Origin of the sequence: Amycolatopsis thailandensis (genome assembly GCF_042723255.1) — a bacterium.
GTDB classification, from domain to species: domain Bacteria; phylum Actinomycetota; class Actinomycetes; order Mycobacteriales; family Pseudonocardiaceae; genus Amycolatopsis; species Amycolatopsis thailandensis.
Genome location: NZ_JBHXJK010000129.1, coordinates 1 through 23,484, shown reverse-complemented (window position 1 = coordinate 23,484; position 23,484 = coordinate 1). Strand labels below are relative to the sequence as shown.

26 protein-coding genes are annotated in these 23,484 nt (G+C 70.6%); 15 read left to right on the top strand and 11 right to left on the bottom strand.

The window, feature by feature from the left end; translation table 11 throughout:
• Positions 1-98: 98 nt before the first annotated feature.
• On the bottom strand, positions 99-341 hold the full coding sequence (locus ACFWMR_RS34675; protein ID WP_378381447.1) for a DUF2630 family protein: 243 nt from the start codon (positions 339-341) through the stop codon (positions 99-101).
• Positions 342-431: 90 nt separating this feature from the next.
• Between ACFWMR_RS34675 and ACFWMR_RS34670 the strand changes: the two genes are divergently transcribed.
• A complete protein-coding gene (locus tag ACFWMR_RS34670; protein ID WP_039917837.1) occupies positions 432-788 on the top strand; it encodes a thioredoxin family protein in 357 nt (118 codons plus the stop codon).
• Positions 789-878: 90 nt separating this feature from the next.
• On the opposite strand, the gene ACFWMR_RS34665 is transcribed toward ACFWMR_RS34670, so the two are convergent.
• Both ACFWMR_RS34665 and pruA read right to left on the bottom strand, forming a co-directional pair.
• Complete coding sequence (locus ACFWMR_RS34665; RefSeq protein ID WP_378279416.1) at positions 879-1,808, bottom strand: proline dehydrogenase family protein; 930 nt, start codon at positions 1,806-1,808, stop codon at positions 879-881.
• A 16-nt stretch (positions 1,809-1,824) separates the two neighbouring features.
• On the bottom strand, positions 1,825-3,462 hold the full coding sequence (gene pruA, locus ACFWMR_RS34660) for an L-glutamate gamma-semialdehyde dehydrogenase (RefSeq protein WP_378279418.1): 1,638 nt from the start codon (positions 3,460-3,462) through the stop codon (positions 1,825-1,827).
• Between the two features lie 164 nt (positions 3,463-3,626).
• Between pruA and ACFWMR_RS34655 the strand changes: the two genes are divergently transcribed.
• The gene (locus tag ACFWMR_RS34655) at positions 3,627-5,183 is read left to right on the top strand and encodes a PucR family transcriptional regulator (RefSeq protein WP_378381446.1); all 1,557 of its coding nucleotides are present in this window, start codon (positions 3,627-3,629) and stop codon (positions 5,181-5,183) included.
• Positions 5,184-5,259: 76 nt separating this feature from the next.
• Here ACFWMR_RS34655 and ACFWMR_RS34650 read toward each other — a convergent pair whose 3' ends face one another.
• On the bottom strand, positions 5,260-6,300 hold the full coding sequence (locus tag ACFWMR_RS34650; protein WP_378381445.1) for an LLM class flavin-dependent oxidoreductase: 1,041 nt from the start codon (positions 6,298-6,300) through the stop codon (positions 5,260-5,262).
• A 7-nt stretch (positions 6,301-6,307) separates the two neighbouring features.
• Entirely contained in the window at positions 6,308-6,700 is a 393-nt protein-coding gene (locus ACFWMR_RS34645) for a DUF6221 family protein (protein WP_093935968.1), read from the bottom strand.
• A gap of 183 nt (positions 6,701-6,883) precedes the next feature.
• Between ACFWMR_RS34645 and ACFWMR_RS34640 the strand changes: the two genes are divergently transcribed.
• The 3 genes from ACFWMR_RS34640 to ACFWMR_RS34630 are packed head-to-tail and all read left to right on the top strand — an operon-like array spanning position 6,884 to position 9,218.
• Positions 6,884-7,372 carry a hypothetical protein gene (locus tag ACFWMR_RS34640; protein WP_378381444.1) on the top strand — a complete coding sequence of 163 codons (489 nt, stop codon included), beginning with the start codon at positions 6,884-6,886 and terminating at the stop codon, positions 7,370-7,372.
• Between the two features lie 50 nt (positions 7,373-7,422).
• Positions 7,423-7,857: a MarR family winged helix-turn-helix transcriptional regulator gene (locus tag ACFWMR_RS34635; protein WP_093935966.1), complete on the top strand. Its 435-nt coding sequence runs from the start codon at positions 7,423-7,425 to the stop codon at positions 7,855-7,857.
• Complete coding sequence (locus tag ACFWMR_RS34630) at positions 7,854-9,218, top strand: MFS transporter (RefSeq protein ID WP_378381443.1); 1,365 nt, start codon at positions 7,854-7,856, stop codon at positions 9,216-9,218. The genes ACFWMR_RS34635 and ACFWMR_RS34630 overlap by 4 nt, the downstream gene beginning before the upstream one ends.
• 467 nt (positions 9,219-9,685) lie before the next feature.
• Here ACFWMR_RS34630 and ACFWMR_RS34625 read toward each other — a convergent pair whose 3' ends face one another.
• Positions 9,686-10,705, bottom strand: coding sequence for a DNA polymerase domain-containing protein (locus ACFWMR_RS34625; protein ID WP_093935964.1), 1,020 nt, complete (start codon positions 10,703-10,705; stop codon positions 9,686-9,688).
• 28 nt (positions 10,706-10,733) lie between these two features.
• Complete coding sequence (locus tag ACFWMR_RS34620) at positions 10,734-11,291, bottom strand: GNAT family N-acetyltransferase (protein ID WP_378381442.1); 558 nt, start codon at positions 11,289-11,291, stop codon at positions 10,734-10,736.
• A 24-nt stretch (positions 11,292-11,315) separates the two neighbouring features.
• Between ACFWMR_RS34620 and ACFWMR_RS34615 the strand changes: the two genes are divergently transcribed.
• From ACFWMR_RS34615 to ACFWMR_RS34575, 9 genes are all read left to right on the top strand, one after another.
• Complete coding sequence (locus ACFWMR_RS34615; protein WP_093935962.1) at positions 11,316-12,002, top strand: TVP38/TMEM64 family protein; 687 nt, start codon at positions 11,316-11,318, stop codon at positions 12,000-12,002.
• Positions 12,003-12,182: 180 nt separating this feature from the next.
• Positions 12,183-13,793 (top strand): serine/threonine-protein kinase, encoded by a 1,611-nt coding sequence (locus ACFWMR_RS34610; protein ID WP_378381450.1) that lies wholly within the window; start codon positions 12,183-12,185, stop codon positions 13,791-13,793.
• A 73-nt stretch (positions 13,794-13,866) separates the two neighbouring features.
• A complete protein-coding gene (locus tag ACFWMR_RS34605; RefSeq protein WP_378381441.1) occupies positions 13,867-14,172 on the top strand; it encodes a hypothetical protein in 306 nt (101 codons plus the stop codon).
• Between the two features lie 19 nt (positions 14,173-14,191).
• Complete coding sequence (gene msrB, locus ACFWMR_RS34600; RefSeq protein ID WP_026467901.1) at positions 14,192-14,620, top strand: peptide-methionine (R)-S-oxide reductase MsrB; 429 nt, start codon at positions 14,192-14,194, stop codon at positions 14,618-14,620.
• Between the two features lie 75 nt (positions 14,621-14,695).
• Positions 14,696-15,463, top strand: coding sequence for a TIGR04222 domain-containing membrane protein (locus ACFWMR_RS34595; protein WP_378381440.1), 768 nt, complete (start codon positions 14,696-14,698; stop codon positions 15,461-15,463).
• On the top strand, positions 15,460-16,002 hold the full coding sequence (locus ACFWMR_RS34590; RefSeq protein WP_378381439.1) for a TIGR04222 domain-containing membrane protein: 543 nt from the start codon (positions 15,460-15,462) through the stop codon (positions 16,000-16,002). Before ACFWMR_RS34595 ends, ACFWMR_RS34590 begins: the two co-directional genes overlap by 4 nt.
• 81 nt (positions 16,003-16,083) lie before the next feature.
• Positions 16,084-17,034 carry a TIGR04222 domain-containing membrane protein gene (locus ACFWMR_RS34585; RefSeq protein ID WP_378381438.1) on the top strand — a complete coding sequence of 317 codons (951 nt, stop codon included), beginning with the start codon at positions 16,084-16,086 and terminating at the stop codon, positions 17,032-17,034.
• Entirely contained in the window at positions 17,027-17,839 is an 813-nt protein-coding gene (locus ACFWMR_RS34580) for a DUF692 domain-containing protein (RefSeq protein WP_378381437.1), read from the top strand. Before ACFWMR_RS34585 ends, ACFWMR_RS34580 begins: the two co-directional genes overlap by 8 nt.
• Positions 17,836-18,180 carry a hypothetical protein gene (locus ACFWMR_RS34575; protein ID WP_378278729.1) on the top strand — a complete coding sequence of 115 codons (345 nt, stop codon included), beginning with the start codon at positions 17,836-17,838 and terminating at the stop codon, positions 18,178-18,180. Before ACFWMR_RS34580 ends, ACFWMR_RS34575 begins: the two co-directional genes overlap by 4 nt.
• Before the next feature lie 17 nt (positions 18,181-18,197).
• On the opposite strand, the gene ACFWMR_RS34570 is transcribed toward ACFWMR_RS34575, so the two are convergent.
• From ACFWMR_RS34570 to hemE, 4 genes are read right to left on the bottom strand one after another with little or no spacing between them, the layout of a single operon-like run.
• Positions 18,198-19,544, bottom strand: a complete 1,347-nt coding sequence (locus tag ACFWMR_RS34570) for a CoA transferase (protein ID WP_378381449.1) — start codon at positions 19,542-19,544, stop codon at positions 18,198-18,200.
• Between the two features lie 11 nt (positions 19,545-19,555).
• Positions 19,556-20,248 (bottom strand): hydrogen peroxide-dependent heme synthase, encoded by a 693-nt coding sequence (gene hemQ / locus ACFWMR_RS34565; RefSeq protein WP_378381436.1) that lies wholly within the window; start codon positions 20,246-20,248, stop codon positions 19,556-19,558.
• A gap of 25 nt (positions 20,249-20,273) precedes the next feature.
• Complete coding sequence (gene hemG, locus ACFWMR_RS34560; RefSeq protein WP_378381448.1) at positions 20,274-21,653, bottom strand: protoporphyrinogen oxidase; 1,380 nt, start codon at positions 21,651-21,653, stop codon at positions 20,274-20,276.
• A 5-nt stretch (positions 21,654-21,658) separates the two neighbouring features.
• Entirely contained in the window at positions 21,659-22,732 is a 1,074-nt protein-coding gene (gene hemE / locus ACFWMR_RS34555; protein WP_378381435.1) for a uroporphyrinogen decarboxylase, read from the bottom strand.
• A gap of 88 nt (positions 22,733-22,820) precedes the next feature.
• Between hemE and ACFWMR_RS34550 the strand changes: the two genes are divergently transcribed.
• Positions 22,821-23,384, top strand: coding sequence for a DUF3000 domain-containing protein (locus ACFWMR_RS34550; RefSeq protein ID WP_167406136.1), 564 nt, complete (start codon positions 22,821-22,823; stop codon positions 23,382-23,384).
• Positions 23,385-23,484: the final 100 nt, after the last annotated feature.

Genomic DNA, 23,484 nt, shown 5'->3' with positions numbered 1-23,484 from the left:
CGCCCACTACCGACCATCCCCGTATTCTTGCGGCCCCCCCTTGGTACAAAAATGCCCCTCGGGGCACCCCTCATGACACGCGCCGGGCGCGAAAACCGCTACTGCCGGTAACCCTCCACCTCGGAGATCGGCCGCGTCGTGGCCCCATCGGGGTCTTCGTCGAACTCGACGCGCGCCCGCCGCTGCCGCAGCAGGTCCCAGCACTGGTCCAGTTGCTGCTCCACACTCGCGAGCCGGGACCTGTCGTCCGAGCTGAGCCCGGAACCGATCGCCCGCGCACGGAGCTCGTGCTCCACGCTGACCAGCTCGTCGATCCGGCTGAGGATGTCCCCGTCGGCCATACGCACCTCCTGCGAAACCTGGGTTACTCCATCCGAGACGCTACGCGCATTCCCGGGAATGCGCGTAGCGCCCGATCCGTTACCCAGGGCATGAGCACTGTGGAGCTGACGGCCGCGAACTTCGATCAGGTCGTGTCCGAGAACGACTTCGTGATCATCGACTTCTGGGCGGGCTGGTGCGTGCCGTGCCGCCAGTTCGCGCCGACCTACGAAAAGGTGTCGGGCAACCACGACGACATCGTTTTCGCCAGCGTCGACACCGAGGCCGAGCAGCAGCTGGCCGCAGCCTTCGACGTGCGCTCGATCCCCACGCTCGCGGTGATCCGCGACAAGACGGTCATCTACGCGCAGCCGGGCGCGCTCCCGGAGAAGACGCTCGAAGACCTCATCCAGCAGGCGCGCGACATCGACATGGACAAGCTCAAGGAAGAAGCGCAGGAAGCCTGACACAGGGGAAGAAGAAGGGGCCCTTCCCGGCGGGTTTCGCCGGGAAGGGCCCCTTTGTACTTCAGCGGAACTTTGCCACCGGGGACCGGGTCAGCCCCGGGTGGCGAGTCCGCGCAGGAAGAACGCCAGGTTCGCCGGGCGTTCCGCCAGCCTGCGCATGAAATAGCCGTACCATTCGTCGCCGTAGGGGACGTAGACGCGCATCGTCTTCCCGTCACCCGCGATCCGGCGCTGCTCTTCGGGACGGATCCCGTACAGCATCTGGAATTCGTGGTCGTCCGCCTTGCGGCCCGCGTCCGACGCGAGCTTCTCGGCGATCGCGATCATCCGGGGGTCGTGCGAGGCGACCATCGGATAACCCTTGCCCCGCATGAGGATCTTCAAGCAGCGCACGTAGGACTTGTCCACTTCGGACTTTTCCTGGAACGCGACCTCTTCGGGTTCGGCGTACGCGCCCTTGCACAGCCGCACGCGGGAACCCTCGGCCGCCAGTTCGCGGCAGTCCTGCTCGGTGCGCCGCAGGTAGGCCTGCAGCACCGCGCCGACCCACGGGTACTCGGTGCGCAGTTCCCGCAGGATGCCCAGCGTCGAGTCGGTGGTGGTGTGGTCCTCCATGTCGAGGGTCACCGTGGCGCCGACCGCTTCGGCCGCCGCGCAGATCTTGCGGGCGTTCTCCAGCGCGACCTTCTCGCCCTCGGCGGGCAGGAACTGGCCGACCGCGGACAGCTTCACCGAGACGTCCGCGCCGAACGCGAGGCCGTCGGCCGCCAGCGCGGACAGCAGTTCCTCGTAGGCGCGGACGGTCGTCGCGGCCTGCTCGGCGTCGGTGGTGTCCTCGCCGAGGTGGTCGAGGGTGACCCGGAGGCCGTCGTCGGCCAGCTCGCGGACCACCCGGGCGGCGTCGGGCGTCTTCGAACCGGCGACGAACCGGCTCACCACCGATCGGGTGGCGGGGACGACCTCGACCAGCTTGCGCATCCGCCGGGATCGGGCGGCGGCGAGCAACGGGGCACGCAACATCACGAACTCCTGGTTCTCAGCCCTGGTGGGGGTAACGGACGCTGGTGGGCGGAACGAACGTCTCCTTGACCGAGCGCGTGCTCGTCCAGCGGAGCAGGTTGAACACCGAGCCGGCCTTGTCGTTGGTGCCGGACGCGCGACCGCCGCCGAAGGGCTGCTGGCCGACGACCGCGCCGGTCGGCTTGTCGTTGACGTAGAAGTTTCCGGCGGCGAAGCGCAGCGCCTCGGACGCCTTCGCGACGGCCGTGCGGTCGTTCGCGATGACCGCGCCGGTGAGCGCGTAGTCGGCGGTCTCGTCGATCAGCTTGAGCACGTTGTCGAAGCTCTCGTCGGTGCTGTCGTCGTAGACGTGCAGCGCGAGGATCGGGCCGAAGTACTCGGTGCGGAAGATCTCGTGCTCCGGGTTGTCCGACACCAGGATCGTCGGGCGCACGAAGTAGCCGACGCTGTCGTCCGCGGTACCACCGGCGATGACGTCGATCTCGGCGTCCTCGGCGGCACTGGCCAGCACGGCGGCGTGCTTGTCGAAGGCGCGGCGGTCGATCACGGCGCCACCGAAGTTGCTCAGGTCGTTGACGTCGCCGTAGGTGATGGCCTCGGTCTCGGAAACGAGCTTGTCCTTCAGGCTCGCCCAGAGCGAACGCGGGACATAGGCACGGGACGCGGCCGAGCACTTCTGGCCCTGGTACTCGAACGCGCCGCGGATCAGCGCGGTGCGCAGGATGTCGACGTCGGCCGAGGAGTGCGCGAGGACGAAGTCCTTGCCGCCGGTCTCGCCGACCAGGCGCGGGTACGTGCGGTAGCCGGAGATGTTGGCGCCGACGGTGGCCCACAGGTGCTGGAAGGTCGCGGTCGACCCGGTGAAGTGGATCCCGGCCAGGTCGCGGTGGGTCAGGGCGACCTCGGAGACGGCCTTGCCGTCACCCGGCAGCAGGTTGATCACGCCCGGCGGCATACCGGCCTCTTCGAGCAGGCGCATCAGCAGGTGCGCGGCGTAGCTCTGCGTCGGCGACGGCTTCCACAGCACGACGTTGCCCATGAGCGCGGGCGCGGTCGGCAGGTTGCCGGAGATCGCGGTGAAGTTGAACGGGGTGATGGCGTACACGAAGCCCTCGAGCGGGCGGTGCTCCATCCGGTTCCAGATCCCGGGCGAGCTGACCGGCTGCTCGGCGAGGATCTGACGGCCGAAGGCGACGTTGAAGCGCCAGAAGTCGATCAGCTCGCAGGCGGAGTCGATCTCGGCCTGGAACGCGGTCTTCGACTGGCCGAGCATGGTGGCGGCGTTCAGCTTGGCGCGCCACGGGCCGGCCAGCAGGTCGGCGGCGCGCAGGATGATCGCGGCGCGGTCGTCGTAGGACAGCGCGCGCCAGCCGGGAGCGGCGGCCTTGGCGGCGGCGATCGCGTCGTGGGTGTCCTGCGCGGTCGCGCTGTGGATGACACCCAGCACGGCCTTGTGGTTGTGCGGCTGGACGACCTCGATCTTCTCGCCGCCGCCCTTGCGCTGCTCACCACCGATCGTCGCGGTGATGTCGATGGGGTCGGCGTCACCCAGCAACTTGAGCGCGCCCTCGAGTTCAGCGCGCTCGGCGCTGCCCGGTGCGTAGTTCAGCACCGGCTCGTTCTTCGGGGCGGGGGTCTGGGTCACGGCGTCCACTGACTGCTCCTGACTTCACGTCGCCGGGTAGAGGTCTCATCCCGAACGGTAGACCCGACGACAGCCCTGCGGCTTGTCCGACTGGCTAGAATCAGGGTGACCATCTTGTCCGATCGGCTTAATTCGGTGATGACCTGACTACTGATTCGACCACCGGCGCGTCGTTGCGGCATGTTCTGGCCACGCTCGGGGAACCGCTGGTCAGAGTGCTCGCGGCGCCCGGTGGACTGGGCGTCGAGGTGGCGGACGTCGTCATCCACGATCCGGAGGATCCGCCGGACGCCCATCCGGGGGACCTCGTCCTGGTGATCGGGGCCCGCGGACGGTCGGCGGCCGGGGCGATCCGGGCCGCCGGGCGCTCCGGCGCGGCCGCCGTCGCGATCAAGAGCGGCTCGTCCGTCGTGAACGTCGCGACGGACTCCGGCATCGCACTGATCGAGGTCGGCCACGAGGCCCGCTGGGAGCAGGTCGAGGCGCTGGCCAGGGGCGTCGTCGACGCGGCGCGCGCGGGAGGCGAGGCGGACAGCGGTGAGGTGCTGGGCGATCTGTTCTCGCTCGCGCAGACCATCGCGACCCTCACCGGCGGCCTGGTCAGCATCGAGGACACCGCGAGCCGCGTGCTGGCCTACTCGCGGGCGGGCGACGAGGTGGACGAGCTGCGCAGGCTTTCGATCCTCGGCCGCGAAGGCCCGGAACGGTACCTCGCGATGCTCCGCGAATGGGGCGTCTACCAGCGGCTTCGCGCCGGTGAAGGCATCGTCCGCATCGACGAGCGGCCCGATCTCGGCATCCGGCGGCGGATCGCGGCCGGGATCCACGCCGGATCGCAGCCGCTGGGCACGATCTGGGTCCAGGAGGGCGCGCATCCGCTCACCGAAAGCGCGGAAGTCGCCTTGCTCGGCGCGAGCCGGGCGCTCGCGCCCCAGCTGATCCGGCACCGGACCCTGCCCAGCCCGGAACTCCGGCTACGCGAAGACCTGCTGGCGGGACTGCTGGACGGCCGTCTCGACGTCGAATCCGTCGCCGACGACATCGGCGCGGATCCCGTGAAACCGGCCATGGTGCTGGCGTTCTCGCTCCCCCGCGACCGCGCCGCGACCGACCGGCAGCTGCGGCGCGCGGAACTGGTGCACCTGATCACCGTGCACACCGCCGCGTACCGGCGCAGCGCGCTGGTGAGCGTGATCGGCGGCCGCGTCTACGCGCTGCTCCCCGACCTCCCGGAACACGCCGAGACTCGGATTCTCGCGCTGGCCAAGGAAATCGTCGGCACCGCGCAACGGCATCTCGACGTCCGGGTGCGCGCGGCGCTGGGCGGTGCCGTGCCGCGCCTGTCCGACGCGGCGGCCTCGCGGGGCGACGCCGATCGTGTGCTGGCGACGATGGCGCGCGGGCACGGGACCGCGGACGTCGCCTCACTGGCCGACGTGCGCGCCGAGGTCCTGCTCTCAGAGGTCCTCGCGTTCCTCGGTGAGCAGCCGAGGATCCGCGACCCCCGGCTGACCGACCTGGTCGCGCACGACGCCGAGCACGGCGGCATCCTCGTGCCCGCCGTGCTCGCCTACCTCGACGCGTTCGGCGATGTCCGGCGCGCGGCGCGCGAGCTGAACATCCATCCGAACACGGTGCGCTACCGGGTGCGCCGCGCCGGCGAGGTGTCCGGGATCGACCTCGACGACCCCGCTCAGCGCGTCCTCACCCAGCTTTTGTTGCGCCTCTAGAACGCATTTCGTCCTCTGGATGCGGTACTTGCGTGTGCAAGTACCGCATCCAGAGGACGAAATGCCCAGGCGTCGGTCAGGACACCGTGGCGAGACTCAAGGCCCCGGCGACCTCGGCCAGTGCCCGATAGGACTCCAGCCGCTCGGCCTGGTCGAAGGTGCTGGTGGTCACGAGAATCTCGTCGGCGCCGGTCTTGGCGACGAGATCGGCCAGCCGGTCGCCCACCTCGTCCGGGGTGCCGGCGATCTGGCCGTCGAGCGCGCGGTCCAGCCGCTCCTGATCGCGGTCCGAAAGCGGTCCGGCGAGGATCTCCTCCACCGGCGACAGCGGCGGGAAGACGCCGTGCGTTCGCGAGTAGACGGTCGACCAGGCCTCGGGGATCAGCAACCGCCGGGCCCGTTCGGCCGTTTCGGCGACCGCGATCGCCGTGGACACCACGACGTACGGCCGCGAAGCCCGCGCGGAGGGACGGAAACCGGAGCGGTAGCCCTCGATGGCTTCGAGCAGCGGCCCCTCGCCCCGGACCGGCGCGATCACCAGCGGCAGCCCCAGTTCCGCGGCCAGCCGAGCGCCGGCACCGGTGGCCAGCAGGAACGCGGGCACGCGAAGACCTTCGGCGGGGATGGCGTGCACGCCCGGATACGCGGTCTGGTCACCCGCGAGGAATCCCAGCAGCTCCCGGACCTGGTCGCCGAACCGGTCGGCGTCGTCCTTCTCGTGCCCGAGCGCTTGCCGGACCCCGCCGGTGAACCCGACGGACCGGCCCAGCCCCATGTCGATCCGGCCGGGGAAGAGGGATTCGAGGACGCCGAACTGTTCCGCGACCACCAGCGGCCGGTGGTTCGGCAGCATCACCCCGCCCGTGCCGACCCGGATCCGCTCGGTCGCCGAGGCGACGGCGGCCGCCAGCACGGTGGGTGCCGATCCGGCGACACCGGGCACGCTGTGGTGTTCGGAGACCCAGAACCGGTGGTAGCCCAGCGCTTCGATGTCCCGCGCGAAGGCGACCGTGTCCCGCAGGGCGCGGGGCGCGTCGCCGCCGCGGCGGGTCGGGGACCGGTCCAGTACCGAAAGCGTGATCACCTCCGGGTCAACGCGTCCCGACCTGGCGGGCATTCCCCGCTCAGGGACGCCAGCGCTCGCTGTAGTCCGCGTGGTCGGCGTACGGGAGAGCCAGCAGCCGCAGGGTCAGGCACCAGTTCGTCCCGGCCTCGTCGGCGGGCACGTGGCAGGTCTCGCACCAATACTCGTTGCCGTACAGGGGAAATCCCGGGACCTTCTCCGAAACCGTGGTGCGATGCGCCTGCATGAGCCGCCGGGTCGCTTCGATCTCGTTGATCATCTGATTGACCGCGTCGAGTTCGATGTCGTTCAGCGAACGGATCTTCTTTTCGATGACGACCTTGGTCTCACCACGATTGAGCGATTCGCTGATCTCGGTTTTCTTGACCGCCTGCATGATCAGCGCCTGGCGTTGCCCCACACGCGCGGCGAGAAAGGCGATCAGGTCGTCCACAGGTACTCCTTCGTCTCCCCCAGCTTAGTGTTCGGAGGGAACTGTCGCTGGCAGGAAGCTTGCCGTTACGGCAAGGTCCCGTGCGTCACACAGTCTCGTATCGGTCCGCCGCGGAGCGGTAACAGGTTTCTAGATCGACACGAAAGCGCAATCACTCCGCGAGCAAATCGATTGAAGAGACGGATGCCGAGCACGAATTGGTCACCGACGCCGCACGCGTCGTCACGAAATGCGTTCCCGCTCGTGGCCGGGCTCACCGTCGCGCTCACTTTGGGCGCGGGTGTCGGTGTGGTGGCGGCCACTCACCCGAGATCACCCGACACGGCCGCGGCCCCGGCGGCTCCCGCGACGGTGACCGTCACGGCCGAAGCCGCGCCCGCGCCGACGGTGACGGTCCCGGCGCCGCCGGTCACTTCGGGACACACCGCCGCCGCCACCCCGGCGGACCGGTTCGCCGACGGGACCTACCTGGTCGGCGCCGACATCGAAGCAGGCTCGTACCACTCTCCCGGACCGGCGCCGGACGGTAACGGGCACTGCTACTGGGCGAGGCTGCGGGCCACCGGCGCGTCCAAGATCGTGGCCGACCAGCTGACCTCGGGCGCCGCCCGGTTCGCCGCGCGCAAAGGCGAGTACGTGCAGGTCGCGGGCTGCGAATTCACCCGAGGCTAGATACGCAGGCAAAATTGCGCAGCCTGAACTGCGCAAGTTAGCCTGCGGTCATGACCGAGAACGCCTCCAGTGCCCGCGCGGCCCACGACATCCGCGTCGCCTTCAGCAGGCTGCGGCGCCGCCTGCGGGAGAACTACGGCAGCGGCGACCTCACGCCGTCCCAGACGTCCGTGCTCAGCCGGCTCGACAAGGACGGTGAAGCGTCCGTCAGCGATCTGGCGGCGCTGGAAGGCATCCGCCATCAATCGATCGCCACCACCGTCGGTGTCCTCGTGGATCGAGGACTCGCCGCCCGCCGCCCGGATCCCGAGGACGGACGGCGTCAGCTGATCTTCGTCACCGACAGCGGTCACGCCTTCCTCGAAGAGCGCCGCCGCGCCGGGGAGGGCTGGCTCGCGCAGGTTCTGGAGACGCGGTGCACCGAGGCCGAGCGCCGCACGCTGATCGAAGCGGCGGCGCTGCTGGAACGGGTGGTGCGGCGGTGAGCACCGTGCCGGAAACGGGCTTCGAACGGCGGCTCCTGCCCCCGATGATGCTGGGCGCGGCCCTCAATCCGGTCAACTCGTCGATCATCTCCGTGTCCCTGGTGCCGATCGGTGTGGCCTTCGGGGCGCCGCCCGCCGAGACGGCCTGGCTGGTTTCCGCGCTGTACCTGGCCACCGCGATCGGTCAGCCCGTGGTGGGGCGGCTCATCGACCTCTTCGGCCCCCGCCGCCTGTTCCTGGCCGGCGCGGCGCTGACCGGGATCGCCGGCGTCGCCGGGATGCTCGCGCCGAGTTTCGGCGTGCTCGTCGCTTCCCGGGTGCTTCTCGGTTTCGGCACCTGCGCCGGCTATCCCGCGGCGATGTACCTCATCCGGAGCGAGGCCCAGCGCACCGGGAAGGACAGCCCCGCCGGGGTCCTCACGGCGCTCGCCATCACCACGCAGACCATCGCCGTCGTGGGGCCCAGCCTCGGCGGCCTGCTGATCGGGATCGGCGGGTGGCGCGCCACGCTCGCGATCAACATCCCGCTCGCCCTGGCGGGCCTGTACCTCGGCGTCCGCCGTCTCCCCACGACGCCTGTCACCCGCCGCGACGGCCTGGTTCGCGAACTGGACCTGCCCGGCATGGGCCTGTTCGCCGCGGCGCTCGTCTGCCTGCTGCTGTTCCTGATGGACCCGCGAGGCGGCGACTGGTGGCTGCTCGCCGTGACCGTCGTCGCGGCCGCCGGATTCACCTGGCGCGAACTGCGGACCCGGCAGCCGTTCATCGACGTGCGCCTGCTCGGCGGCAACCTGCCGCTACTGGCCACCTACGGCCGGGCGCTGCTCAGCTTCGTCGTCAGCTACGCCTTCCTCTACGGCTACACGCAGTGGATGGAGCAGGGCCACGGACTGTCCGCGTCGGAAGCCGGACTGGTACTGCTTCCGCTGTTCGGCGTCGGGATCATCGCCTCCACCGTCACCGGGCGTAGCAAAGCCGTCCGCGGCAAGCTCCTGGTCGGCTCGCTCGGCCAGGTCGTCGCCTGCGCGCTGTTGCTGTTCCTGAACGACGGCAGTCCGATGTGGACACTGCTGGCCGTCGTGATCGTCCTCGGGGTCCCGCAGGGGTTGAACAACCTCGCGCTGCAGAATTCCGTGTACCACCAGGCCCACGCCGAACGGATGGGCTCGTCGGCCGGGTTGCTGCGCACCTTCGGCTACCTCGGCGCCATCGTCGCGTCCGCGGCCGGCGGCGCCTTCTTCGGACAGCGTGCCGACAGTGCCGGGCTGCACCATCTGGCCGCGTTCATGCTGGTGGTCAGCGTGCTGTTCCTCGCGCTGACCGTCGCCGACCGCTCGCTTTCCCGCGTCGGCCGGGCCTAGGTGTCGTCGCGCCGGTGTGGCTGGCGAGTGTGGAGGATTTGGGACGTTGAACGTCCCGGATCTTCCACACTCGGTCTCGTTGGGGAGGGAGTCGGGGCGGTGAACGTCCGGAATCCTCCCCCGTCACCTCGTCTGCCACCGGTCGCGCCTGGCGCGACCTTGATCAACGGAGGATCGGGGACGTTGAGTGTCCCGGATCCTCCGTTGATCAAGGTCCGAAGCCGGGGCGACCCCACGGTGACCTGGACGGACGGCACCTGTGATCAGACGGACGACACACGTGACCGGACGGACGGCACGCCACGGAGGACTCAGCTGTCGCCGCGTGTCGTCCGTCTGATCACGCGAGCCGTCCACCCAGTCACGTGTGTCGTCCGTACGGTCACGCGAAACCGCCGGACCGTAGGTACTCAAGACACGATCGGCTCTGACCCCGAATCGCCACTCACGACCACCTTGAGCTCGGCCTAGGTGTCGTCCCGCGCCTTGCTGGGCTGCACCCGCTTCGGCTCCCCGGGCATCTTCGGATAGTCCGGCGGATACGGCATCTCACCGAGGCCGTGGTCGCGCTCGTCCCGCGCGTACCACTCCAGCAGGGACTCGATGCCGAACGCCTGCTCGTCCATCGGCGCGTGCAGGTCGCCGCGCTCGGCGTAGAAGGCGCCCGCGGTGAGGACGTCGAAGTCGTCGGGGTCGACCTCGGTCAGCAAGTCCCAGGTCAGCGGGGTCGACACCGTCGCACGGGCGGTTCCGCGCACCGACCAGGCCGACGCCACCGTGCGGTCGCGCGCGGCCTGGTTGTAGTCGATGAAGACGCGGCCGCCGCGCTCTTCCTTCCACCACGCGATGGTCGCCTTGTCCGGAATCCGGCGCTCGACCTCGCGGCCCAGCGCGATCACCGCGTGCCGGACGTCGATGAAGTCCCATTCCGGCCGGATCCGCACCAGGACGTGCACGCCGCGGCCGCCCGAGGTCTTCGGGTAGCCGACGAGCCCCGCCGAGTCGAGGACCTCGCGCACCACGCCGGCGACCTCGACCGCGTCGGAGAACCCGGCCTCGTCCGGCGGGTCGACGTCGATGCGGAGTTCGTCCGGGTGATCGACGTCGGGCCGCCGCACCGGCCACGGGTGGAAGTCGAAGGTGCCCAGGTTCGCCGCCCAGGCGAACACGGCGGGCTCGGTCGGGCAGACCTCTTCGGCCGTGCGACCCGACGGGAAGGTGATCTTCGCGGTTTCCACCCACTCCGGCGCGCCCTTCGGCACGCGCTTGGCGTAGAACCACTCGCCCTCGACGCCGTCGACGTAGCGCTTCAGCGTCGTCGGCCGCTCCCCGACCGCGCGCAGCAGCGGCTCGCCGACCGCGACATAGTGCTCGACGACCTGGCGCTTCGTGATCCCCCGGGCCGGGAAGTACACCTTGTCCGGGCTCGACACCCGGACCTTGCGCTCGCCTACCTCGACCTCGATCGGCTCACCGTTCTTGGGCATGCGCCCACCGTAGCCAGTCCGGCGCCGCTCAGGGCCGCGGATCGTTCTTCAAAATTGCCATCGTGATGACGTCATGCCACTCGCCGTCCCACCACAGCGCCTCCCGCTGGAGCCCCTCGCGGACGAACCCGGCCTTCTCGTAGGCGCGCTGAGCACGCGGGTTGTAGTCGAAGACCTCGAGCGAGACGCGGTGCAGGCCGACGACGTCGAACGCGTAGGCCAGCAGCAGCTTGGTCGCCTCGGTGCCGTAGCCCTTGCCGAAGATCTCGGGGCCGGTCAGCGCGATCCGGAACGCGCCGGACCGGTTGTCCTCGTCGATGCCGGAAAGCACCACGTCGCCGAGGTACGCGCGGTCTTCCTTGCGGAGGATCGCGTAGTCCGCCCTGTCGTCGAGACCCGGCCGCGAGGCCAGGAACCGGCGGATCTGCTCTTCGGTGAACTTCGTGTGCGTGCCGGTGAACCGGATGACCTCCGGGTCTCCGAGCGCCCGCCAGGCATGCTCGAAGTACGTTTCGTCGAGCTGCGTGAGCAAGACGTTCTCGCCGGTGAGTTCGGGCTGCGTCCGCAGCGCCTCGATGTCGACCACGGCGAATACCGTACGGTGGACGCAGTGTCCGGCCGTACCAAATTAATCCTCGCGCTCACCGTGCTCGCCCTCTTCGTGACGGCGGCGGTGCTGTTGCCGATCCCGAGCCCGGCCGGACTGCGGGCCTGGGCGGCCGAGACCGGCCCGGCCACGCCACTGGTGTTCTTCCTGGTCTATTCGGTACTGACCGTGGCGCCGATCCCGCGCACCGTGTTCAACCTCGCGGGCGGGCTGCTGCTCGGCGCCACGACGGGCATCGTCGTCGGCATCCTGGCCACCACGGTCGCCTCCGGGCTCTCGTTCGCCCTTTCGAGGGCACTCGGCCGCGATCTGGTCACCCGGCACCTGCACCGGGCCAAGGTCCGCGCGGTCAACGACCGGCTTTCGGACGGCGGAGTGCTGGCGATCACCTCCTTGCGGCTGATCCCGATGGTGCCCTTCGCTCCGTTCAGTTACCTGTGCGGAGTGTCATCGGTCCGTTTCGCCCCGTATCTGATCGGGACCGCGCTCGGCAGCCTGCCGGGCACTGTCGCGGTCGTTGTCCTCGGTGACGCGCTGACCGGGGAAACGCCTCCCGCCCTGCTGATCTGTTACGCCGTGTTCGCCGCCGCGGGGGCCATCGGGCTGGTCAAGGTCTTCCGGCGGAAGGCCGTTCCGGCGCCCGAATCGAGCGGCGAGGAAGAATTGCCCGCCTCCGCACCGGCGAGCTGACGAGGAGCCGAAACCGCCGCCCGCTACACTCGATCGGGTGCGCGGGGCCTCTCAGGCCGCGGAACGCCACCATCACCCGGGATGTGTTCGTCAAAGAATGTGTCAGGAGCAGTCGCCATCGACACCGGTCAGCTGATCGCTGGGCATTACCGCCTGGTCGAGCAAATTGGTAGCGGTGCCATGGGGGTGGTCTGGCGTGCCATCGATGTCCGCCTCGAGCGCTCGGTGGCGGTCAAGCAGATCCTCCCGCAGCCAGGTGTCTCCGAGGCCGAACGCGACAACATGCGCCAGCGCGCCATGCGCGAGGCGAAGAACGCGGCCCGGTTCCAGCATCCGAACGCGATCGTGGTGTTCGACATCGCCGAGCACGGCGGCGACCCCTGCCTGGTGATGGAGTACCTGAACGGCCCGAGCCTCTCGGCGATCATCTCCGAAGAAGGCACGCTGCCGCTGGGGCGCGTCGCGAAGATCGGCGAGCAGGTCGCGTCGGCGCTGGTCGCCGCGCACCGCGCCGGGATCGTGCACCGCGACGTCAAGCCAGGGAACATCCTGATCGACGAGTCCGGCACCGCGAAGATCACCGACTTCGGCATCTCGCGCGCGGCCGGCGACATGACCCTCACCCAGACCGGCCTGATCGGCGGCACCCCGGCGTACCTCGCGCCCGAGCTGGCGCGCGGCTCGGACCCGGTGCCCAGCTCCGACGTCTTCGCGCTCGGCGCCACGCTCTACCAGGCGATCGAGGGCCAGACGCCGTACGGGAACAGCTCCAACCAGCTCGCGCTGCTGTACGCGGCCGCGAACGGGCAGATCAACCCGCCTCAGCAGGCCGGTGGCGCGACGGCGCTGCTGATGAGCCTCCTGCGCACCGAGCCGACCGAGCGCCCGAGCATGGCCGAGGCCCGCGAGCGTCTCGCCGCGCTGGCCGCGAACGAATCCGGTTCGGGAGTGGCGGCGTCGCCGCGGCTCTTCGGAGCGGGCGGCGGTAGACAGCCGGCCGCCCCCCACACGCCGGGCGGCGGCAATCCCCTCGGAGAGCGGCCGCCGTGGCAGCGGACCGAGAGCCCGGCCCAGTCGGCCGCGGCGACACCGCCGCCTCCGCCCGCCAAACAGCACACGCCGACGGCCGCGTTCATCCCGATGCGCTCGCAGGCCGCCCCGCCGAACACGCCGCCGCGCCCGGTCGCCGCGGTGAGCCCACCGCCGTCCGCGGCCGCCCCGATGCGGCCGTCGCAGGCCAAGAGCACCGACGCCAAGCGCAAAGCCGTCCTGTTCGCGGGCGCCGGCGCCGCGGTCGTGGTGATCGCCGTGATCGTGTTCCTGGTGCTGAACTCAGGCAACGGAACGAACGGCAACCAGGGCGGCGACAACGCCGGGGCGAACCCGCCGCCGGGCACTTCGGCACCCAAGTCGAGCGCCCCGTCGTCCTCGAAGGCATCCCCGGCGGGCCTGGGGAAGACCCCGAGCGAGAAGGTCACGAGCTACTCGAGTGTCGGCGGCTTCGTCCTCGACTTCTTCGACACGGACAAGATCGGGACGGCCGCGAGCTGGAACAAGCTCACGGACGCCGCGAAAGAGGTCTACGGCTCGGAGCAGGCTTTCGCCGATTACTGGAGCACGCACAAGGTCACCGGTGCCGACACCGCGCGAGCGGACAAGGGCGGCGGCAACCCCGACGGCTCGATCGACATGAACATCACGCTCAACAAGGGCACCCGTCCCGCGCTGCGTGTGGTCCAGGTCGGCGGGCAGTACTACATCGACGCCGACACGCGAGTACTCGGCAACTGACGCAGCGTGGCGGTGGTGAGACCCGCCTCGCTGGTGGTAGGCCAATCGCCGCTCGTGGCTTACTGTTGCCGGTATGGCCGATAGCGGACCTTTCGGACCTGGCCAGAATCCTCGTTTCGACGAGGACCTGGTAGGCCTCGACCCGTACGACCCCGAAGCCCGTGCCTTCGCCGAGCATCTGGACCGCATCGAGCGCTGCGGCCCGAACTTCACCGTGGAAGCCTGCATCGACGGTGTCTCCGATTTCGCCGACTCCAGCAACCGTCTCGGTGGCCTGCGCTGGTGGATTTCGGCGCTGGTCGTGATCCTCATCGTGCTCGGCGTGATGGTCACCGCATGGGACATCATCGGCCGGGCCATCGCGTGGCTCGCGGGGTAACGTGGAACCAGTGAAAGGTATGAAACCCGTTGTCGGAGCCACGCCGCGCGTGGTCAAGTCCGAACAGGAATGGCGGGAACAGCTCAGCCCCGACGAGTACGCCGTGCTCCGCCAGGCGGGCACCGAGCGTCCCTTCACCGGCGAGTACACCGATGAGAAGACCACCGGTGTCTACCAGTGCCGCGCCTGTGGCGCCGAGCTGTTCCGCAGTGACACGAAGTTCGAGAGCCATTGCGGCTGGCCGTCGTTCTACGACCCGGCCGACACCGACGCCGTCCTCCTCCGCGAGGACACCGCGATGGGGATGCGCCGGATCGAGGTGCTGTGCAAGTCGTGCCACAGCCACCTCGGGCACGTCTTCGAAGGCGAGGGCTACGCCACGCCGACGGATCAGCGGTACTGCATCAACTCGATCTCGCTGAAGCTCGTTCCCGAGTCCGAGTCGTAACCGAACCCGGCGAACCACCGCCCTCTCCGACGCGTTCACAGAGAACTGGAACAGCGTCGGGGAGGGCGGTGTTTTGTGAACGGACCCTGGGGGATCTCCGGACCGGCTTTCGCCTGGCTCTACGGCACCTGCGTCGTCCTGCCGGCGGCACTCGCCGTGGTGTACGAACTGTGGCTGCGCCGTGACACCGGCGCCAGGAAGGTGCCCGGCCTCTATCACCTCGCCGCGCTGGCGGGCGGCACGGAACGGGTCACCGACACCGCCGTCGCCGGTCTTCTCGAACGGCACCGTCTCCGGCCCGACGGGCGCGGGCTCCTGCACCCGATCAGGCCGGTCCCGGCCGACCCCTTCGAGCGCGCCCTCGTCACGCTCGTGCACGGCAACGGGGTCGGCCTGGGCGAGCTGCGCGCCAGGATGGCGCGGCATCCGGTCGTCCTTCTGCTGCGCACCGAGCTGGCACAAAACGGCCTGTCCGTCGCCGAAAACCGGCGACGGACAAGCTGGCAGTGCGCGTTGGCCGCCTACGTGGCCGTTCTCGCGCTGGGGATCGCGCGGCTGGCGAACGCGGTACCTCTTGAGCGTCCGACGACCGGCCTCGTCGTCTTGATCGTCTGTGCGGTCGGCGCCCTCGGCCTGACCGTGTGGCGGCAGCGGGTGGCTCTCGACGGGTTGCAGGCCTTTCCGGACCAGGCCGTGGCGATCACGCTGATCAAGACCGTCGCCACGAAGGGCAGGCTGTTCGGCGGCACGGCGAGCACCGGCGGCGGAGGCGTGTCCTACGCCCCCGTTTACTCCTGTGGCGGAGGCGGCGTTTCCTGCGGTGGCGGAGGGTGCGGAGGATGAACCGGCTCGAAACGATCTACCAGGTCGCTTACCTCACCGGCGGCCCCGACCGGGTCACGGACACCGCCGTCGCGGAAGCCCTCGAACGGAAGGCCGTCCGGCTCGACAAGTCCGGTGTCCTGCACCGGAGTTCCGCCGAGCCCGCCGATCCGTTCGTGCTGGCGGTCGTGGAGACCTTGCCCAAGGTACGGATCGCGCGGGTGCGCGAAGCCCTGCGCGAGTCGGAACCGATGCGCTCGCTGCGAGCGGAACTCCTGGCCGGCGGCCTGCTCGTCCCGGCGATCCACTGGCGACGGGTTCGGCGGCGCGGGTCGTGGGCGAGCAAAGCGGGCGGACAGACGCTGTCCCTGGCGAGGGAGGATCCGGGGCTCGTCACCGGCGTGAGGGGCGCGGTGGCCTTGGGCGGCCTCGACGCCCATCCGGATCGGCGGTCGGTTCGGCTCCTGACCCTGGCGCCACCAGCCGGGGCCAGAACCCGGGTCGCCGTCAGCAGCCCTGATGACGGTCTAACGGACGTCACGGACTGCTCGCCCGGCTGATCGAATGGTTCTAGGGAACCACGACCGGACGGAACAGCGTCCGACTACGGTAAGTGCACCTGCTCGTGAAAGGCCCGTGCGATGGAAGACACCTGGGGCATCCCCGGACCCACGTTCCTGGCGATCTACGCCGTCTTGCTGGTGCTTCCGCTGGCCGTCGGTCTCTTGTGGACGATCGCGGTCAAGCTGGGACGCAAGGCGCCGCGCGCCGCCGTGAGCGGACCGCAGCCGACCGTGTACGAACTCGCCTATCTCGCCGGTGGCCCGGATCGCGTGGTCGACACGGCCATCGCGGCCCTGGTCGATCGCGGGACGTTGCGGGTCAGCAGCTCGAAGCAGCTCCAGCTGGCAGGCCCCGAGCCCGCGGACCCGATCGAAAGGGCCGTCGCCAAGGGCGCCAAGCCGGGCTACAACGCCACGACCCGCGGCATGCGCGACAGGCTCCGCATGTCCGGGCCGATGCAGGCGCTCGGCAAGGACCTGGAAGCGCGGGGACTCGTGGTCGTCAACCAGGTGCCGCGCATCCGCCAGGTCGTCTTCTTCCTGTACGTCGCCGTGTTGGTCCTCGGTGTGGTGCGCCTGTTCGCCGGGCTCGGCACGAACCACCCCGTCGGCTTCCTGGTCCCGCTGCTGATCGCGGCCGTGGTCGCGACGCTGATCGCCCGGTCCGCCAAGAACAAGACGTCCGGACCGCGCCCGACCGGTGAGGGCAACCGGATCCTCGGGAGCGCCAACAGCGCGCTCGCACGCGAGCGCAAGCGCGGTATCCCCAACGAGCCGGCCGTGGGCGGCGTCGGTCCCGGCTTCCTGCTGGGCGGTGCGGCCGCGGCCGTCGCGCTCGGCGGGCTCGCGTTCTACCCGGACGAGGAGCTGAGCGAGGCGCTGATCCCGCCGCCGGTCCCCGGCGCTTTCGGCGGCGGTGGTTCGTCCGGCGGTGGCAGCACGTGCAGCACGGGTTCCTCGTGCAGCAGCGGAAGCTCTTCGTCCTGCGGCGGCGGTGGCGGCTGCGGGGGTGGTGGCTGCGGTGGCTGACGGGCCGGGCCGCCTCGGCATCGGGATCGGCTGGCGGCACGAACTGGACCTGTCGATCGCGCGGCTGCCGGGCGTCGACTGGGTCGAGGTCGTCGCCGAGAACCTGCACGCCGACCATCTTCCCGAGACCTTGATCGCCTTGCGCGACAAGGGAATGCCGGTCCTTCCGCACGCGGTTTCACTGTCGTTGGGCGGGGCCGAGCCGCTGGACACCGCCCGCGTCGAGCATCTCGCGGAGGTCACCCGCGAGCTCGGCGCGCCGATGGCCAGCGACCACGTGTGCTTCGTGCGCGCGGGCGGCCTCGACTCGGGGCATCTGATGCCGCTGCCCCGCACCCGGGAAGCGCTCGACGTCCTGGTGGACAACGTCAAACTGGCCCAGTCCATAGTCGGGGTCCCGTTCGCGCTGGAGAACATCGCGGCGGTCTTGGAATGGCCTGACGCCGAGTTCACCGAGTCGGAGTTCCTGCGGGAGCTGACCGACCGGACCGGCTGCCTGCTGATCGTCGACGTCGCCAACCTGTACGCCAACGCCCGCAACCTCGGCACCGACCCCGGACGGTTCCTCGATGAGATCCCGTGGGAGCGGCTGGCGTACACGCATATGGCGGGCGGCGTCGAACGCGACGGCGTCTACCACGACACACACGCCCATCCGGTGGTCCCGGAGGTGCTGGACCTGTTGCGAGAGCTGCGGAAGCGGGTGGACCCGCCGGGGGTCCTGCTGGAACGCGACGACGACTACCCGACCGACGCCGAACTGGCGGCCGAGCTGACCGCGCTCAGGGACGCGGTGTCAGCGTGACTTCGCCCCGCGAGCGGCTCGCCAGGCAGCAGGCCGAACTGCTCAAGGCACTCCTCGCCGACGGCGAGGCCCCGGCGGGGTTCGACGGGGACAGGCTCCGCATCGAGGCGAACGTGTTGCGGAACAAGCAGCGCAGGCTGGCCGCGTACCTGCGGCCGGACCTCGCCGAGGCCCTCGGCGACCGGTTCGCCGCGCTGTTCCGCGAGTACGCGACAGCGCACCCGAAGACCGACACGATCCGCGCGCGGGCCTACGCGGACGCTTTCGGCGCGTGGCTCGTCGAGCGCGGCGAGGTGCCGAAGCCGAAAGGGCGCTTGGCGAGGTGGCTACGCCGCGTTTAGTCCTCTGGATGCGGCGGTCACCAGACCGCGCGGTCGCTCCCGGGGACGCGCGTCCCCTCCACCCAGAAGGGATTCGAGCCGGGCAGGGTGCCCGCCATCTTGACCCGGGTGAGCCGTCCGAGCGGGCTTTCGGCGTCCTCCAGGAACTCGGCGCCGTCGAAGCCGGTGGGTCCGGCTTCCTTGCGCCCCAAGGAGTTCAGCCACTCCCCCGTCCCGGCGAGCGACGTGCGGACGTGCTGGCCGCCGCCCTCGGTGGCGGCCCGGCGGACGGCCGTCATGATCGCCGCCGCGGTGAGCCAGCCGGTCGCGTGGTCGAGCGCCTGCACCGGAAGCGGTCCCGGGCCGTCGATTCCGGCCGTCTTGCCGCCCTCGTCGGCGATCCCCGACGTCATCTGAACCAGGCTGTCGAACCCGCGCCTGCGCGCCCACGGCCCTTCCCAGCCGTAAGCCGACAGGTCCGCGACCACGATCCCCGGCCGCAGCTCGGCGATCGCCTCCGGCGAGAAACCCTTGGCCACCAGCGATCCCGGCCGGAATCCCTGGAGCACGACGTCGGCGCGCGCGATCAGCTTGCGCAGCCGCGAGCGCCCGGCTTCGGTCTCCAGGTCGACGTACGCCGAGAGCTTGCCCATCCCGGTGTCGACGGCCAGCGGCGGCACGGTCGGCAGCTGCGCCGACCCGATGTGCATGACGGTGGCGCCGTGCGCGGCGAGCACCCGGCCCGCGACCGGACCGGCGATGACGTGGGTGAGGTCCAGGATCCGCACGCCGCCCAGCGGCCGGTCGGAGTCGAACAGCCGCACGGGCTCCGACGGCCCGAGCGACCGGATCTCGGCGACCGGCAGCGCGCTGGACGCCTGTCCCTGCTTGTGCGCCAGCCATTCCTCGCGGCTCCGCAGCACCGCCGCGGCACCGCCGGCGCCGATCACCGCCGACTCGACCTCGAACTTCGACTTGGCCGCCACGACCTTCTCGAACGCCTCGCGGGTCGCGGGCACGCCGAGACCCCAGCACACGGCGGCGACGTGGCGCGGGTAGTTGCAGTGCAGCCGCACCCAGCCGTCGTTCGCGCGGTAGTCGCCGGACAGCGGCGCGCTGAACGGCACCGGCTCCCCGTCGACGCGGAGGTACTGCTCGCTGCGGAACGACGCCGCGGCGTGCCGGGTGTCGACCGAGACCTTGCCCGGCTCGATTCCCCGCAGCCGCAGCAGTTCCCCGGCGGCCAGCGTCGCGACGGCGACACTCGTCGTCGCCGCCTTCTCGACCCGGAAGGTCCCGGGCAGCACGGATTCGGGGCCGGTGACCTCGACGGCGTCTTCGGCGAGCTCGTCGCCGGTGAGGGTGGTCCAGACGCGTGAGTCCACTGATGCGTTCACTACGGCAGCAGGGCGATCAGCTCGGCGGGTTCCACCTTGGTCCCGGTGTAGAACGGGATCTCCTCGCGCACGTGGAGGCGGGCCTCGGTGCCGCGCAGGTGACGCATCAGGTCGACGATGCGGTGCAGCTCGTCGGCTTCGAAGGCCAGGATCCACTCGTAGTCGCCCAGCGCGAACGACGCGACCGTGTTGGCGCGAACGTCCGGGTAGTCGCGGGCCTCCTTGCCGTGGTCGGCGAGCATCTTGCGGCGCTCGTCGTCCGGCAGCAGGTACCACTCGTAGGAGCGCACGAACGGGTAGACGCAGATGAACTTGCGGGCCTGTTCACCGGCGAGGAACGCCGGGATGTGGCTCTTGTTGAACTCCGCCGGGCGGTGCAGCGCGACCTGGCTCCACACCGGCACCGAGGCGCGGCCGAGCGGGGTGTGCCGGAAACCGCTGTAGGCCGCCTGGACCTGCTCGATCTCCTCGGCGTGCCACCAGACCATGTAGTCGGCGTCGGCCCGCAGGCCGGAGAGGTCGTAGACACCGCGCACGACGACGCCCTTGGCTTCCAGTGCGTCGAGGTACTCGGTGGTCTCCGCGGTCGCCTTCTCGCGGTCCTCGCCGAGCTTTCCCTGCTCGGCCCGGAAGACCGACCAGGCGGTGTAGCGGATGGAGTCATTGAGCTCGTTGTAGTTCAGCCGCGCCATACCGCCATCTTGGCACTGCCGGTGCTCAGGAGCCCTCGTGGGTCGGTGTGATCCCGGCGATGCGGCGTGCGGCCGCGTCGGCGGTGGCGATGCAGGCCGGGAGCCCGACGCCGTGCAGCGTCGCGCCCGCCACGGCCAGCCCCGGCACGTCCGCGACGGCACGTTCGATCCGTTCGACGAGTTCGAGGTGGCCGGTGCCGTACTGCGGCAGGCCGCCGCCCCAGCGGGTCACCAGCGTCTCGATCGGCTCGGCGGTGACCCCGGTCAGCCGGGCGAGATCGTCGCGGACCACGCGCACGAGTTCGTCGTCGTCCGCGTGCAGCGCGCCCGGTTCGCCGAAGCGCCCGACCGAGCCGCGGACCAGCACCGGGCCCTCGCCGTACTGCGCCCACTTGCGGGAGGAGAAGGTGAACGCCTTGGCGGCGAAGGGTTTCCCCGCCGCGTCCTGTTCACCCGCGCCGATCAGCACACCGGACGACTCCGGCAGTGCGGTACCCGGCGGGAGCGCGAGCGCGATCACCGCCATCGAGGCGAGCTCGACCTCGGCGAACGCCGACGACGCCATTCCCGCGACGCCGTCGAGCAGCCGTCGTGCCGAAGGCGCCGGGACGGCGAGCAGAACCGAGCCGGCTTCGAGGTCGTCGACCTTCCAGCCGGTGGCGGTGCGCTCGAGCGCCGTCACCGTGGTCCCGGTCCGGATTTCGGCGCGCGACAGCTCCGCGAGCCGGGCGATCAGCGTGCCGAGGCCGCCGAGCAGGGTGCCGAAGACCGGCGCCGTACTGGGTGAGGCGGGCATGAGCGAAGCCGCGCCTTCGGTGAGTGAACGCGCGCCGCGGTCCACCGCGGACGCGAGGCCGGGCATCGTCGCGCGCAACCCGAGTCCGTCCGCTCCCCCGGCATAGACCCCGCCCAGCAGCGGGTCGACGAGCCTGTCGACGAGTTCGTCGCCGAACCGCTCGCGCAGCAGCGGGCCGAGCGGCACGTCACCGGCGGGCAGCTCCACCGGCGGCAGCGACGACTCGGCGTCGACCAGCGCGCGGCCTTTCTCCGACAGCACCCCGGCGACCGCGTCGGCCGAGGCGGGAACGCCCATGACCGTGCCCGGCGGCAGGCCGAGGACGGAGCCGCCGGCGTGGATCTTCGCGCGGGCCTTGGTGGGGTGGACGAGGCTCTCCCCCAGCCCGACCTCGCGCACCAGCGAGAGCGCCTCGGGACGGCGGGCGAGGAAGGCCTCGGCGCCGACGTCGTAGCGCTCCCCGCCGAGTTCGATCGTGCGGAGTTTCCCGCCGAGGGAGTCCGTCGCCTCGAAGACGACGATCCGGGCGTCTTCGCCGAGCAGCGTCCGCAGCCGGTACGCCGCGGTCAGTCCGGAGATACCGCCACCGATGACGGCAGCGGTCTTCACCGTGGTCACGGCTGCGGCTCGTGCACCAGCCCGACCACGCGCGTCAGGACGTCCGGGTCGACGCCGGGCAGCACCCCGTGGCCGAGGTTGAAGATGTGACCGTCGGCCGCGCGGCCCTCGGCGAGGATCCGCCGGACCTCGGCTTCGAGCACCGGCCAGGACGCGTGCAGCAGCGCCGGGTCGAGGTTGCCCTGCACGACCCCGCCGCCGAGCCGCCGGACGGCCTCGTCGAGCGGGATGCGCCAGTCGACGCCGACCACGTCGGCACCCGCGTCGCGCATGGCCACCAGCAGCTCGCCGGTGCCGACACCGAAGTGGATCCGCGGCACGCCGTAGCCCGCGACCGCGTCCAGCACCTTCGCCGAATGCGGCAGGACGAACTCGCGATAGTCCCGCTCCGACAGCGCGCCCGCCCACGAGTCGAACAGCTGGATCGCGTCGGCTCCGGCGTCCAGCTGCGCGGACAGGAAGGTGATCGCCATGTCCGCGAGACGCCCGGCCAGCTCGTGCCACAGCGCCGGTTCGGAGTGCATGAGCGCTTTGGTGTGCTCGTGGTTGCGGCTCGGCCCGCCCTCGATGAGATAGGAGGCCAGGGTGAACGGCGCGCCCGCGAACCCGATCAGCGGCGTCTCGCCCAGCGACCCGACCAGCAGCCGCACACCTTCGGCGACCCGCTCCACCTGCTCCGGGACCAGCACCGGCAGCGCCCGCACGCCCGCGGTGTCGCGGATCGGCTCGGCGACCACCGGGCCGGTGCCCGCGACGATGTCGATGTCGAGGCCCGCCGCCTTGAGCGGGACGACGATGTCACTGAAGAGGATGGCCGCGTCGACGCCGTGACGGCGGATCGGCTGGAGCGTGATCTCGGCGAGCATCTCGGGGTCGAAGCACGCTTCGAACATGGAGGTGCCCTCGCGCAGCGCCCGGTACTCGGGCAGCGACCGGCCCGCCTGGCGCATGAACCACACGGGGGTGCGGGCGGGGCGTTCGCCGCGCGCGGCGGCGAGGAACGGCGAGCCGGGCAGGGCACGACGGGCCGCGGGGACGGTCTGCGCGGGAGAACCAGGTGAAGGAGACATCACGGTTCATGGTGCCATGTGCGCTCGGAGGCCTTACTCTCGGCGCGCCTGCGCCCCGAACCGGACGATCGCGTCTTACAGTCGGTTGGTGACCGCGATGACGTCAGTACCCGATCTCTTCCGTGAAGCCGTCGCGGCGTTGCAATCGGTCCGGCCCCGCCCCGAAGTCCAGCTGGAGACGATGCGCCCGCCGCAGCGTCTGGCACCGTGGTCCTACGCGGTGAGCTGCGAGGTCGAAGGGCCGGCGGACGTCCTGGCGTCGGGACGGCTGGTGCTGCTGCACGATCCGGACGGCCAGGAAGGCTGGGACGGGGTCCTGCGGCTGGTCATGTACGTCCGCGCGGAACTCGACCGGGAGCTGGCGACCGACCCCTTCCTTCCCGCTGTCGGCTGGTCCTGGCTGACCGACGCGCTGGAGAGTTCCGGCGCGGAGTGGACGGCGCTGGGCGGCACGGTCACCGAGACGTCGTCCGCCCGGTTCGGCGACATCTCCGGGCCCGCGCGCACCGACGATCTGGAACTGCGGGCGTCCTGGACGCCGACGGACGCCGCCTTGCGGCCGCACGGGCAGGCCTTCTGTCAGGTGATGGCGAGCGTCGTCGGGCTGCCTCCGGTCGGCGTGACGCTGTTCGAACAGCGCCAGTCCTCCTGACGCTCCTTTGCCGCTCTCTCCCTGCTCTGCCGCAAGTCCGTGAAGGCCTCCTTGAGGGACTCTGGGGGTCTCAAGGGGGCCGTGACGGACGTTCGCTTCG

Coding starts and splice junctions, on each gene's coding strand:
- ACFWMR_RS34675 (WP_378381447.1), bottom strand. CDS start 341: ATGGCCGACGGGGACATCCTCAGCCGGATCGACGAGCTGGTCAGCGTG.
- ACFWMR_RS34670 (WP_039917837.1), top strand. CDS start 432: ATGAGCACTGTGGAGCTGACGGCCGCGAACTTCGATCAGGTCGTGTCC.
- ACFWMR_RS34665 (WP_378279416.1), bottom strand. CDS start 1,808: ATGTTGCGTGCCCCGTTGCTCGCCGCCGCCCGATCCCGGCGGATGCGC.
- ACFWMR_RS34650 (WP_378381445.1), bottom strand. CDS start 6,300: ATGCCCGCCAGGTCGGGACGCGTTGACCCGGAGGTGATCACGCTTTCG.
- ACFWMR_RS34640 (WP_378381444.1), top strand. CDS start 6,884: ATGCCGAGCACGAATTGGTCACCGACGCCGCACGCGTCGTCACGAAAT.
- ACFWMR_RS34635 (WP_093935966.1), top strand. CDS start 7,423: ATGACCGAGAACGCCTCCAGTGCCCGCGCGGCCCACGACATCCGCGTC.
- ACFWMR_RS34625 (WP_093935964.1), bottom strand. CDS start 10,705: ATGCCCAAGAACGGTGAGCCGATCGAGGTCGAGGTAGGCGAGCGCAAG.
- ACFWMR_RS34610 (WP_378381450.1), top strand. CDS start 12,183: ATGGGGGTGGTCTGGCGTGCCATCGATGTCCGCCTCGAGCGCTCGGTG.
- ACFWMR_RS34605 (WP_378381441.1), top strand. CDS start 13,867: ATGGCCGATAGCGGACCTTTCGGACCTGGCCAGAATCCTCGTTTCGAC.
- msrB (WP_026467901.1), top strand. CDS start 14,192: ATGAAACCCGTTGTCGGAGCCACGCCGCGCGTGGTCAAGTCCGAACAG.
- ACFWMR_RS34590 (WP_378381439.1), top strand. CDS start 15,460: ATGAACCGGCTCGAAACGATCTACCAGGTCGCTTACCTCACCGGCGGC.
- ACFWMR_RS34585 (WP_378381438.1), top strand. CDS start 16,084: ATGGAAGACACCTGGGGCATCCCCGGACCCACGTTCCTGGCGATCTAC.
- hemQ (WP_378381436.1), bottom strand. CDS start 20,248: ATGGCGCGGCTGAACTACAACGAGCTCAATGACTCCATCCGCTACACC.
- hemE (WP_378381435.1), bottom strand. CDS start 22,732: ATGTCTCCTTCACCTGGTTCTCCCGCGCAGACCGTCCCCGCGGCCCGT.